This is a genomic window from Aeromonas sp. OTU364 (assembly GCF_038440395.1).
Lineage (GTDB): Bacteria > Pseudomonadota > Gammaproteobacteria > Enterobacterales > Aeromonadaceae > Aeromonas.
Genome location: NZ_JASATR010000030.1, coordinates 1 through 12162 on the forward strand (window position 1 = coordinate 1; position 12162 = coordinate 12162).

At 62.7% G+C, this 12162-nt stretch carries 12 protein-coding genes; 9 read left to right on the forward strand and 3 right to left on the reverse strand.

Features of this window, described 5'->3' with window-relative positions; all coding sequences use genetic code 11:
• The first annotated feature begins 77 nt into the window (after positions 1–77).
• From AAHB08_RS20340 to luxS, 4 genes are all read left to right on the forward strand, one after another.
• Entirely contained in the window at positions 78–1700 is a 1623-nt protein-coding gene (locus AAHB08_RS20340) for an NAD+ synthase (protein WP_342059923.1), read from the forward strand.
• Positions 1701–1709: 9 nt separating this feature from the next.
• Entirely contained in the window at positions 1710–2048 is a 339-nt protein-coding gene (gene glnB, locus AAHB08_RS20345) for a nitrogen regulatory protein P-II (protein ID WP_025325723.1), read from the forward strand.
• A gap of 61 nt (positions 2049–2109) precedes the next feature.
• Positions 2110–2703 (forward strand): transglycosylase SLT domain-containing protein, encoded by a 594-nt coding sequence (locus AAHB08_RS20350; RefSeq protein WP_275066077.1) that lies wholly within the window; start codon positions 2110–2112, stop codon positions 2701–2703.
• Positions 2704–2720: 17 nt separating this feature from the next.
• Complete coding sequence (gene luxS / locus AAHB08_RS20355; RefSeq protein WP_017782209.1) at positions 2721–3230, forward strand: S-ribosylhomocysteine lyase; 510 nt, start codon at positions 2721–2723, stop codon at positions 3228–3230.
• Between the two features lie 62 nt (positions 3231–3292).
• Here luxS and AAHB08_RS20360 read toward each other — a convergent pair whose 3' ends face one another.
• The gene (locus tag AAHB08_RS20360; RefSeq protein WP_162519217.1) at positions 3293–4315 is read right to left on the reverse strand and encodes a GGDEF domain-containing protein; all 1023 of its coding nucleotides are present in this window, start codon (positions 4313–4315) and stop codon (positions 3293–3295) included.
• Positions 4316–4448: 133 nt separating this feature from the next.
• Here AAHB08_RS20360 and rnr point away from each other — a divergent pair, with 133 nt between their 5' ends.
• The 5 genes from rnr (at position 4449) to AAHB08_RS20385 (ending at position 9741) form a co-directional block, all read left to right on the forward strand.
• The gene (gene rnr, locus AAHB08_RS20365) at positions 4449–6842 is read left to right on the forward strand and encodes a ribonuclease R (protein ID WP_342059924.1); all 2394 of its coding nucleotides are present in this window, start codon (positions 4449–4451) and stop codon (positions 6840–6842) included.
• Positions 6839–7588, forward strand: a complete 750-nt coding sequence (rlmB, locus tag AAHB08_RS20370) for a 23S rRNA (guanosine(2251)-2'-O)-methyltransferase RlmB (protein ID WP_025325727.1) — start codon at positions 6839–6841, stop codon at positions 7586–7588. Before rnr ends, rlmB begins: the two co-directional genes overlap by 4 nt.
• A 10-nt stretch (positions 7589–7598) precedes the next feature.
• A complete protein-coding gene (locus AAHB08_RS20375) occupies positions 7599–8165 on the forward strand; it encodes a Crp/Fnr family transcriptional regulator (RefSeq protein ID WP_342059938.1) in 567 nt (188 codons plus the stop codon).
• 189 nt (positions 8166–8354) lie between these two features.
• A complete protein-coding gene (locus tag AAHB08_RS20380; RefSeq protein ID WP_342059925.1) occupies positions 8355–8807 on the forward strand; it encodes a GNAT family N-acetyltransferase in 453 nt (150 codons plus the stop codon).
• Between the two features lie 97 nt (positions 8808–8904).
• A complete protein-coding gene (locus tag AAHB08_RS20385) occupies positions 8905–9741 on the forward strand; it encodes an EamA family transporter (protein ID WP_247627239.1) in 837 nt (278 codons plus the stop codon).
• A 27-nt stretch (positions 9742–9768) separates the two neighbouring features.
• Here AAHB08_RS20385 and AAHB08_RS20390 read toward each other — a convergent pair whose 3' ends face one another.
• Together AAHB08_RS20390 and AAHB08_RS20395 are read right to left on the reverse strand one after the other, a co-directional pair.
• On the reverse strand, positions 9769–10617 hold the full coding sequence (locus AAHB08_RS20390) for a hypothetical protein (protein WP_342059926.1): 849 nt from the start codon (positions 10615–10617) through the stop codon (positions 9769–9771).
• Between the two features lie 113 nt (positions 10618–10730).
• Complete coding sequence (locus tag AAHB08_RS20395) at positions 10731–11954, reverse strand: Nramp family divalent metal transporter (RefSeq protein WP_342059927.1); 1224 nt, start codon at positions 11952–11954, stop codon at positions 10731–10733.
• Between the last annotated feature and the right edge of the window lie 208 nt (positions 11955–12162).

A 12162-nucleotide genomic window follows, 5' to 3' on the forward strand; every position in this document is an offset into this window, starting at 1 on the left:
CGGGAGCCAAGGCGCTGGCACACCCAGCGCCTTTTCTTTATCATTCCCCATCATTTTCGAATTCAAGATGCATCGCCATGGCAAAAGCCCTCTCTCTGATGCTTGCCCAGTTAAATCTGACGGTAGGCGCCATCGAAGATAACTGTGACAAGGTGCTGGCTGCCGCCGCAGAGGCCGACCAGCAAGGTGCCGATCTGCTGGTCTGCTCCGAGCTGGCGCTGACCGGCTATCCCCCTGAAGATCTGCTGCTGCGCAGCGATCTGATGATACGGGTGGAGGCGGCCCTGGCGCGTGTCGCGGCCTGGCAGGGTCGTTGCGCCATTCTGGTGGGACACCCCTGGCGTGAAGGAGACTCGCTCTACAATGCAGCCTCTCTCTATGAGCAGGGCAAACTCATCGCCCGTTACTTCAAGCAGGATCTGCCCAACTACGGGGTGTTCGACGAGAAGCGTTACTTCACCGCGGCGAGCGATACCTGTGTGGTGTCGTTCCGTGGCCACCAGCTGGGCTTGCTCATCTGTGAAGATCTGTGGCAACCGGGCCCGGCACTCGCGGCAAAGGCGGCCGGTGCCGAGCTGCTGCTCACCATCAATGCCTCCCCATACGATCAGGAGAAACCCTGGATCCGCCGCGAGCTGATGGCCGAGCGTTGCGAGCAGACTGGCTTGCCGCTGGTTTACCTCAATCAGGTCTGTGGTCAGGACGAACTGATCTTCGATGGTTGCTCCAAGGTGTTCAACGGCCAGAGCGAGCTGACCCACAAGCTGGCCCCGTTTGCCGAAGAGCTGGCGCTGGTGCGCTTTGTCGACGGCCAGCCGTTGAAAGAGCGGGAACCGTCTGCGCCGCTGGAGCCCCTGGCCGAGACCTATCAGGCGCTGGTGCTGGCGGTGCATGACTATGTGACCAAGAACGGCTTCCAGGGAGCCGTGCTGGGCCTCTCCGGCGGCATCGACTCCGCCCTGACGCTCGCCATCGCGGCCGATGCCATAGGTGCGGACAAGGTGCAGGCGGTGATGATGCCGTTCCGCTACACCGCCCAGATGAGCGTGGAAGATGCCAAGGAACAGGCCGAGCGGATGGGGGTCGAGTTCAACATCATCTCCATCGAGCCCATGTTTGAAGGCTTCATGACCCAGCTGGCGCCGCTGTTTGAAGGGACTGCCCGGGATACCACCGAAGAGAACCTGCAGGCTCGCTGCCGTGGCGTGCTCTTGATGGCGCTCTCCAACAAGCGTCGCCGTATCGTATTGACCACCGGCAACAAGAGCGAGATGGCAGTCGGCTATGCCACCCTGTACGGTGACATGGCGGGCGGCTTCGACGTGCTGAAAGATGTGCCCAAGACCCTGGTCTTCAAGCTGTGCGAATATCGCAACTCGGTCGACTACGTGATCCCGCAGCGGGTCATCGATCGTCCCCCTTCGGCAGAGCTGGCCCCGGATCAGGTGGATCAGGACAGCCTGCCTCCCTACGACATTCTGGACGCCATCCTCAAGCGCTATGTGGAAGAAGACGCCTCGGTCGCCGACATGGTGGCGGAGGGCTTCGAAGAAGCCGTGGTGCGCAAGGTGATCCGTCTGGTGGATCTCAACGAGTACAAGCGCCGTCAGGCTGCCGTCGGGCCCCGCATCACGGCTCGCAACTTTGGTAAGGATCGCCGCTACCCCATCACGTCCGGGTTCGGCAAACAGAACTGGTAAGGAGTCACCATGAAGAAGATTGAAGCCATCATCAAACCGTTCAAGCTGGACGATGTGCGCGAAGCCCTGGCCGAGATCGGCATCAACGGCATGACTGTATCAGAAGTCAAAGGCTTCGGACGCCAGAAGGGCCACACAGAGCTCTACCGCGGTGCCGAGTACATGGTCGACTTCCTGCCCAAGGTAAAGGTTGAGCTGGTGGTGCAGGACGAAGAGCTGGACGCCTGTCTGGAAGCGATCCAGAACACCGCCCGCACCGGCAAGATAGGTGACGGCAAGATCTTCGTCTGCGAGGTGGAACGCGTGATCCGCATCCGTACCGGCGAAGAGAACGAAGACGCGATTTGATGTGATGGATGTGCCTCGACACGACCAAGCGTACGAAGATGCTGCCCCCTTGATGTCAGGGATGCGTCTCGTGGTGGCGGCAGGCCTGCTGATGGCGCTGACTGCTTGCAGTAGCCGGCCACCGGCCCAGCCGGAGAACCTGTGCCAGATCTTTCGGGAAAAGCCGGAGTGGCACAAGGCGGCACTCGAGATGAACGAGAAGTGGGGGACCCCGGTGCATGTGGTGATGGCCATGATGTATCAGGAGTCCTCCTTCGTGCACGATGCCCAGCCGCCGATGCAATACTTCCTCTTCATCCCGACCGGGCGCGCCAGCTCTGCCTATGGCTACGCCCAGGTCAAGGATGAGACCTGGGACGATTACCAGCGCGAGACCGGCAACGGCTGGAGCGATCGCGACGACTTCGCCGACGCCATCGATTTCATGGGCTGGTACACTAACAAGGCGCAGCGGCTCAATGGCACCTCCAAGTGGGATGCCTATGGCCAGTATCTCAACTATCACGAAGGCTGGGGTGGCTACCGGCGTGGCAGCTACCGCAGCAAGGGGTGGCTGATGAAGGTCTCCCGCAAGGTGGAGGCCCGTGCCCAACGCTACGGCGCCCAGTATCGACAATGCAAGGATCGGCTCCCCAGCGGGGGCTGGTTCTCGTAACCAATCAGGAGTCAGAAATGCCGTTATTGGACAGTTTTACCGTCGACCATACCCGCATGGCAGCCCCGGCAGTCCGGGTGGCGAAGACCATGCAGACCCCGAACAAGGACACCATTACCGTGTTCGATCTGCGCTTCTGCGTGCCGAACCAGGAGATCCTCTCCGAGCGCGGCATCCACACGCTGGAGCACCTCTTTGCCGGTTTCATGCGTGATCACCTGAACGGCAATGGGGTCGAAATCATCGACATCTCCCCCATGGGTTGCCGTACCGGCTTCTACATGAGCCTGATCGGTGCCCCGGACGAGGCCCGCGTGGGCGCGGCCTGGCAGGCGGCCATGAGCGATGTGCTGACCGTGCAGGAGCAGGGCAAGATCCCCGAGCTGAACGAATACCAGTGTGGTACCTACAGCATGCACTCCCTGGAAGAGGCCCATGCCATCGCCCGCCACGTGCTGGAGCGCGGCATCGGCGTCAACCACAACGATGAGCTGGCGCTGCCGGAAGAGAAGCTGAAAAGCCTCTGAGCCAACAGCGGAAAAATGAAGAAGGCCGGTCTGTGACCGGCCTTTTTTTGTGTCTGACGGGCTCAGGAGGGGAGCGGCATCACCCGGTTGCGACCCAGCTCCTTGGCCTTGTAGAGCAGCTTGTCGGTGCGCTCTATCAGGGCGTCCGCCGTCTCCTGGCCATTGTATTCCCCCACACCGAAGGAGGCGGTGATGTGATCGATGCGGCGGCCCGATTTGCGATCCAGCAGCGACATCCGCTCTATGACCCGGCGCAGGCTCTCCGCCATCTGGCGGGTCAGCGCCAGAGCCCGGCCCGGCACCAGCAGGGCAAACTCCTCCCCCCCTAGCCGATAGGCGGTGATCCCTTCCTTGCTGACTTCCCGCAGCCGTTTGCCGACGATGCGCAGCACCTGATCCCCCAGCAGGTGGCCATATTCGTCGTTGAAGTTCTTGAAACGATCGATGTCGGTCATGATCAACGAGAAGGGTTGCTTGTTGCGGATCAGGCTGTCCAGCTCCAGATCGAAGGCGCGACGGTTGAGCAGGGCGGTGAGAGCGTCCTCGGTGGCCATCTTGCGCGTCTCGTTCAGCGCCGCCTTGAGCTCCTTGATCTCCTTCTCGGCGCTGCTGAGCTGGTTGCGAAAGTGCAGGGTGGACATGCGCACATCCCGGGACTCGCGCACCAGCTCCCGCAAGATGGCCATGGTGTCGTCCAGGCTCAGTCCCTCGTCATCGATGAGGCTCAATTTGTCGAAGCTCTTGTCGAGCATCGCCTGGAACTGGCCGGTGTCGACCAGCGCATCCTGCATGGAGTGGCCGAGCTCGTTGGCCATGGCGACCAGATTGAGCTTCATCGTCTCCATCTGCTGTTCGTCCTGGCTGGCCAGATGCTGGTGATAGAGACGCTCGCAGGTGGTGAGGGAGAAGGTGCCCTGCAGTTTTATGGCGTGATCGACGGCATGGTTCAGCTCGGGCATGGCGCCGGAGACGTAGTTGTACCAAAGATGGTAATTGTTCGGGGTGGTGGGGATTTGATACTTGATCATCAGGGGGACCGCCTGCTTCAAATAGGCGGCCGATTGGGCGAACGAGTCCTTGCTCATGAGTTCCGAGTCTCACATACCTGCAAACTGTGCCCAGTATGACAGAGAGATTGGGCAAAAGGCAGTCGATGGATGCCATTAGCTCCCCCCTTCGATATAATGTCTGCGTTACTACCTACCCTAAGGCCTGCTTATGTCTCAAAAAGATCCTTTCCTCCAACGCGAGGCCGAAAAATACGATAACCCCATCGCCAGCCGCGAGATGCTGCTGGAACTCATCAAGGGCCATGAAAAACCCATGTCCCGGGAAGAGTTGGCCAAGGTCCTCAAGCTGACCGAAGAAGAGCCGCTGGAAGCCTTGCGCCGCCGTCTGCGCGCCATGGAGCGTGATGGACAGCTCGTGTTCACCAGGAACCAATGTTACGCCCTGCCGGATCGCCTGAATCTGGTGAAAGGCTATGTGCTCGGCCACAAAGATGGATTCGGTTTTCTGCGCCCCGAGGGTGGTGGATCGGATCTCTTCCTGAACAACCGCGAGATGCAGCGGCTGATGCACGGTGACTACGTGCTGGTGCAGCCGACCGAGATTGACCGCAAGGGTCGTCAGGAAGCGCGTCTGGTGCGCCTGCTCAAGGCCCGCGAGGCGGACATCGTCGGCCGCTACTTCGTCGAGAACGGCGTCGGCTTCGTGGTGCCGGATGACAGCCGCATCGGCCAGGACATCATCATCCCGGACGGTGAGAACAAGGGGGCCCGCCAGAGCCAGGTGGTGGTCGTTCGCATCACCCAGCGCGCCACCGCCCGTATCAATGCGGTCGGTACAGTGCTGGAGGTGCTGGGCGAGAACATGGCGCCGGGCATGGAAATTGAAATTGCCCTGCGTACTCACGGCATCCCCCATACCTGGCCGGAGGAGGTGACCAAGGAGGTCGCCGGTCTGGGCGAGCAGGTGCCGGAGAAGGCCAAAGAGGGTCGCATCGATCTGCGCGCCCTGCCGCTGGTCACCATAGACGGGGAAGATGCCCGCGACTTCGATGACGCCGTCTTCTGCGAAGCCAAACGCGGCGGCGGCTGGCGCCTGTGGGTGGCCATCGCGGACGTCTCCGCCTATGTGAAGCCGGGGACGGCGCTGGATGCCGAAGCCTATCAGCGCGGCAACTCCGTCTACTTCCCCGAGTTCGTGGTGCCCATGCTGCCGGAGGTGCTCTCCAACGGTTTGTGCTCCCTGAACCCGCAGGTTGACCGCCTCTGCATGGTGTGCGAGATGACCATCTCCGCCGCTGGCCGCATGTCCGGTTACAAGTTCTACGAAGCGGTGATGAACTCCCACGCCCGCATGACCTACAGCAAGGTGGCGGCGATCCTGGATGGCGAGCCCAAGCTGCGTCAGCAGTACGAGCCGCTGGTGGGTCACATCGAGGAGCTCAACAACCTCTACAAGGCGCTCAAGCACGCCCGTCACCAGCGTGGTGCAGTGGAGTTCGAGAGCGAGGAGACCCGCTTCATCTTCAACGCCCAGCGCAAAATAGACCAGATAGTGCCGCTGGTGCGCAACGACGCCCACAAGATCATCGAAGAGTGCATGATCCAGGCGAACGTGGCGGCCGCCCGCTACATCGAGAAGAACGAAGCCTCAGCCCTGTTCCGGGTGCACGACCGTCCGGGCGAAGAGCGTCTGACCGGGTTCCGCGACTTCCTGGCCGAACTGGGTCTGGAGCTCAAGGGGGGCCTCGAGCCCGAGCCGAAGGACTTCGCCGAGCTGGCCGCCAAGTTTGAAGGGCGCCCGGATGCGGAGCTGCTCTCCACCATGCTGCTGCGCTCCATGCGTCAGGCCATCTATCAGGCCGACAACATAGGTCACTTCGGTCTGGCGCTGAAGTCCTACGCCCACTTCACCTCGCCGATCCGTCGCTATCCCGACCTCATCCTGCACCGTGCCATCAAGTACCAGACGGCCAAGGAGCAGCAGGGCAACCTGCGCCACAAGTGGACGCCGAGCGGTGGTTACCACTACCAGCTGGAAGAAGTGGATCCCATGGGCGAGCACTGCTCCATGACAGAGCGCCGTGCCGACGATGCGACCCGCGACGTGGCCGACTGGCTCAAGTGCGAGTACATGCTGGATCACGTGGGTGACGACTTCGACGGCGTCATCGCCAGCGTCACCGGCTTTGGCTTCTTCGTCCGCCTGGCGGATATCCACATCGACGGTCTGGTGCACGTCAGCACCCTCACCAACGACTACTACCAGTTTGATCCCCTGCACATGCAGCTGATCGGCGAGAACTTCCGCCGTCGCTACCGTCTGGGTGACAAGGTGCGGGTCAAGGTGATGGGGGTGAACCTGGACGATCGCAAGATCGACTTCGTGATGGTGGAAGAGCCGCTCCAGGCCACCGGCAAGAACGCCAAGGAGATGGCGCGCAAGCAGGCCGAGATCAAGAAAGAGAAGGCCAAGAGCGCCCAGCGCCACGAGAAACGCAAAGAGGGCAAGGATCACGGCAAATCCGACAAGGGTGGCCGCGCCAAGCCCAGCAACAGACGACCGAGCAAAAACGCTCGCGACAAGGCCAAGAGCACTAAATGAGTACAGAACTGATCTACGGCATTCACGCTGTATCCGCGCTGCTTGAGCGCACCCCGGAGCGTTTCATCGAAGTGTGGGCCCTCAAGGGCCGCGATGACGACCGGCTGCAACCCTTGCTGACCGAGCTGGAATCCCTCGGCATCAAGGTGCAGAGCGTGAACCGCAAGACGCTCGATGACAAGGCGGAGGGCAACAATCACCAGGGCATCATGGCCAAGGTGATAGAGGCGCCCAAGCTGGCCGAGCACGACCTGGCCAGCCTGCTGGACGGCCTGGCGGTGCAAGAGACCGCCCCCTTCCTGCTGGTGCTGGACGGGGTAACCGATCCGCACAACCTCGGTGCCTGCCTGCGCAGCGCCGATGCGGCCGGGGTCCATGCGGTGATAGTGCCGCGGGACAAGGCCACCGGCCTGACCTCCATAGTGCGTAAGGTCGCCTGTGGCGCCGCCGAAGTGGTGCCGCTCATTCAGGTCACCAACCTGGCGCGCACCCTGCGCGAGCTGCAGGAGCGCGGCGTCTGGATAGTCGGCACCGCCGGCGAGGCGGACCACGACCTCTATCAGGCCAAGCTGACCGGCCCCATGGCGCTGGTGATGGGCGCCGAGGGCAAGGGGATGCGTCGCCTGACCCGCGAACATTGCGACGAGCTGGTGAGCATACCGATGGCGGGGGCGGTATCCAGCCTCAACGTCTCGGTGGCGAGCGGCGTCTGCCTGTTCGAAGCCGTGCGTCAGCGCCGCAGCTGACGCCGTGATGATGGACAGACCTCCCTTTTTCCGGGACAGGGTCACAGATGAGCAGGAGGCCAGGCGCCTCCTCTCTTTTGCCCGGCCGCTGACCCTGGCCCCTAAATCTTGCCTCTGGCACGCCGGTGACAGTCCGGATCTGCTGATCAGGGTGGAGCAGGGGTTGCTGCGGGCCAGGGTGGTGCTGGCGGATGGGCGGGAGTACATCAAGGAGTTCTACTGGGAGGGGGACGAGTTTCTCGACTTCCATCACCTGCTCAGTGGCGAACCCGCCCGCTACAGCGTGGAGGCGCTGGAGCCCTGCCGGTTGCAGCTGTTCCAGCTGGCCGACCTGCGCCAGCTTTCCTGCTGGTCCGCCTGGTATCAACACCTGCTGGAAGTGCAGCTGCGCATCAAGGAAGAAAAAGAGCTGCTGCTGTTGACCGAGAGCCCCCAGGCCCGCTATCAGCACTTTCTGGACTGCTTTTCCGCGCTGGATGTCAGGGTGCCGGATCACCAGATCGCCGCCTATCTCGGCATCAGTCCCATCAGTCTTAGTCGCATTCGCAAGCGGTTGAAAGCGCTTAACAAGGAGTAGTGTTGCCGATGCGCGATGAGGGGCTGTGTTGCCACCAGATTTCAAACCTTTCATACAGTGCGTCTCGGCATCACGCCTGCCAGTCAGCCTGAGCCGCATTCGCAAACGGCTTAAAAGTCTTAACAAAGGTTAATGCCGCCTTGGCTGCGCTCACCTATGCTGGCAGGCCGAATTGATAAGGAGTCGCCGATGAACTGGATCCTGAAACCCTGGTCTGCACTGACCACGGACGAATTGTACGAGTTGCTGGCACTGCGGGCCGAGGTGTTCGTGGTGGAGCAGAGCTGCCCCTTCCAGGATCTGGATGGGGTGGATCGCCGGGACGGTGTGCTGCACCTGCTCGGTTATGAAGGCGATCATCTGGCCGCCTATGCCCGCATCATGGCCCCCGGCATCGGCGACGACAGTGGCGCCGCCATCGGCCGGGTGGTCACCTCCCCCCAGTCGAGAGGGGGCGGTCTGGGCCACAGCTTGCTCGATGAGGCGGTGACCGCCTGCACGGCCCGCTGGCCTACGCACAGCATCTGGCTCGGTGCCCAGGCTCACCTGCAGGGCTTCTACGGCCAGCACGGCTTCACGCCGGAAGGGGAGGGTTATCTCGAAGACGACATCCCTCACATGGGGATGCGCAAAGCCCCCTGAGTCGATGGCAAGTCCAGGGAGCCTTCATGAGCTGGCTCCCACATTGCTGCGACGCAAACGGGTATGATTTCGTCCCCTTGTTGATTGGAACCCCGTCGTGACCCTCCCCATCTTCGCGGCCATCTTGCTGGCCGCCTTGCTGCACGCCCTGTGGAATGCGCTGGCCAAGCGCCAGGCCGAGGGGCGTGTCAGCGTGTTGCTGGTCTCCCTCTGCTCCGGCCTCTTCTCCCTGCCTTTCCTGCCGCTGGTGGGGTGGCCTGCCCCGGTCGAGTATCCCTGGTTGGCACTCTCCATCCTGTTGCACTGCGGATATTGCCTCTTTCTCGGCCGGGCCTACCGTTTGGGGGAGTTTGGCCAGATCTATCCGCTGGCCCGTGGCAGCGCGCCCCTGGTGACCCTGCTGCTCGGCGCCCTGCTGCTGGGGGAGGTGCCCGGTGTCGTGGCTGTGGCGGGAGCCATGGTGCTGGTGGGCGGAGTCTTGCTGATGGCCTGGCGCGGCGGCATCCGGCTGGCGCCTGCGGCCCTGTGCGCCGTGCTGATCACGGCGCTGTTTACCGCCGCCTATACCCTGTCTGACGGGGTCGGGGCCCGCTCGGCGGGGGAGCCGATACGCTATACCCTCTGGCTCTTTACCCTGACGGCCCTGATGATGCCGCTGCTGATGAGATGGCAGAGCCGCACCGCCTTGCGCAGCCTGACCCGGGCCGAGTGGTATTCGGGCGCCCTGGGCGGCGCCCTCTCGCTGCTTGCCTATGGGATCGTCATCTGGGCCATGACCCTGGCCCCCATCGGGCTGGTGGCGGCGCTGCGCGAGAGCAGCGTGCTGTTTGCCGTGCTGCTCTCCTGGCTCTGGCTGGGGGAGCGGCTGGGGCGGGTCAGGCTGATGGCGGCCCTGGTGATCCTCTGCGGCATATTGTTGATCCGGCTTGGCTGATGGGGAGAAGCCGGATCTGTCGTCGACTCAGGGGGTGACTTCGGAGAGCAGGCTGAACCCCTCCTCTGCAGCGTCGAGCCGCACCCTGACCTGACCCAGCTCCGCCAGAGTGCCGGCATGGGTGCCGCCGCAGGGGATGGTCAGCTCTTTTCCCTCGAGCGTGCAGTGCCAGTAGCGGGAGTCGATGATGGCCTCGCCTGCTCGCGAGCGGCGGATCTCGCCCCCCGCAGCCAGCCAGTCGGCGAGTTGCCGGTTGACCGTTTCTTCTATCAGCGCCAGATCCGCCAGCAGCGCCTCGCCGTTGACCCCCTTCTTGCGCAGGCTCTTGCCGATGCGGTAGTGCTCCCGGGAGCCCAGGGGCTCGACCCGCGAGCTCTGGATGGCGAGGCGGTCGAAGTCGGGCTGATCCAGTGCATCGCGCTCGCTCACCTCCTTGCGCCAGTAAGGGACGAGTGCCCGGTTGAGGGCCAGCGCCACCAGATGGCAGCCGCTGTGGCCCAGACTCAGGGCGTGGCGAGCCTCGGCGTCCACCCTCAGTTCCACCTGGGTGCCGATAGCATGCTGATGGGAGCCTGCGAGGGGATGCACCACCACGAAGGTCCAGCCTTCGGCGCCCCGCTTGACCGGAATATCCTGATCCACGAACAACCTGCCTTCCGGGCTGATGGCCCCCATCCGGCAGGGGCCCACGGCCGCCTCGCCGCCATCCCAGCGCACAGTGCCCACATCTCCCGGTTGATCGGGCCAGAGGTGGCTCTGGGGGTGGAAGGGGGTGAGGTCGGTGACCAGCAGGCTGGGTTGCCCCTGCTCGCAATAGACGACGCTGGCCTGTTCCTGATGATGGCCCAGCACGAAGCTGACTCGGGTATGTTCCATGGCAAGGCTTCCGCAACGAGAAATGGAGAAGAGAAAGCGGCAGCATACGCCAAAGCGGGGGCCGGCTCATTAACCTCTGTTAACGAGCCGGCCCGAAGATGGCGGAGTGAGCACTAGATCATGGTGACCAGCAGATAGGCGTTGAGGCCGATCACCAGCGCGACGATGACGCGACCTGTTGCCTGGGTCAGTGGATGGTTGCGATGCTCCCCCATCAGGGCGCGATCGCCGGTCAGGATCAGCAGCGGAATGAGTGCGAGGGCTATGCCAAAACTCAGAATGACCTGGCTCAGCACCAGGATCTCCGTGGTGTTGAGTCCCATGGCGATCACCACGAAGGCGGGGGCCATGGTGATGGCCCGGCGCAGCCAGAGCGGTATGGTGAAGCGCACGAAGCCCTGCATCACCACCTGGCCTGCCAGGGTCCCGACCACGGTGGAGGAGATGCCGGACGCGACCAGGGACAGCCCGAACAGGGTGGCGGCAGCCTGACCCAGCAAGGGGGTGAGCGTCTGGTAGGCTGTTTCAAGCTCCGCCACCTGCTGGTGGCCCGCGTCGTGGAAGGCTGCAGCGGCCATGGCCATCATGGCCAGGTTGACGAAGCCGGCTATGGTCATGGCGATGGCCACATCGACCCGAGTGCTGTGCAGCCGCTGGGAAAGGGTTCCCTGATCCTGGGTGTGCTGGGTCAGTGCCGAGTGGAGGTAGATGACGTGAGGCATGACTGTCGCCCCCAGCACGCCGGCGGCGAGATAGACGGCATCGCCGTTGGGCAGGCCGGGGAAGAGGGCGCCTTCCAGCAGGCTCGGCAGATGGGGACGAGAGAAGATCAGCTCGACTATGTAGGCGGCGGCCACGAACAGCAGCAGACCGCCCACCACGAACTCCAGCGGCTTCTGGCCGCGGGATTGCAGCATGAGAATGCCCCAGGTGACCACGGCCGTGATGCAGGCCCCTTCCAGCAGTGTCACCCCGAACAGCAGCTTGAAGCCCACGGCCGCACCGATGAACTCGGCGAGATCCGTGGCCATGGCGATGATCTCCGCCTGCACCCAATAGGCCCAGACTGCCGGTTTGGGTAATTTGTCCCGGATATGCTCCGCCAGATTCTTGCCGGTGACTATGCCGAGCTTGGCGGAGAGGGTCTGTACCACCATGGCCATCAGGTTGGCCCAGACCACCACCCACAGCAGTTGATAACCAAAGGTGGAGCCGGCCTGGATGTTGGTGGCGAAGTTGCCCGGATCTATGTAGCCGATGGCGGCGATGAAGGCGGGGCCAAGCAGGCTCAGCTTGAATTTGCGGGCCGGGATGGCCGTGGTCAATGCGGGTTGCATGGTGTCACCCTCCATAAGAGCATGGAGATAGAATAGATCTAAATGATAATTGTTATCAATTGAAGTTTTGCATCAGGTTCATCGACAAAAACATCTGCCGACGCCAGTTGCAGTGGGAGAGGCGATTTCGTACAATACGCCGCCCTAGAAAGCAGCGTCTAAACACCACTATGTTCCTTGCCTCCGAGGTCTGGCTGCACCTGGGCGG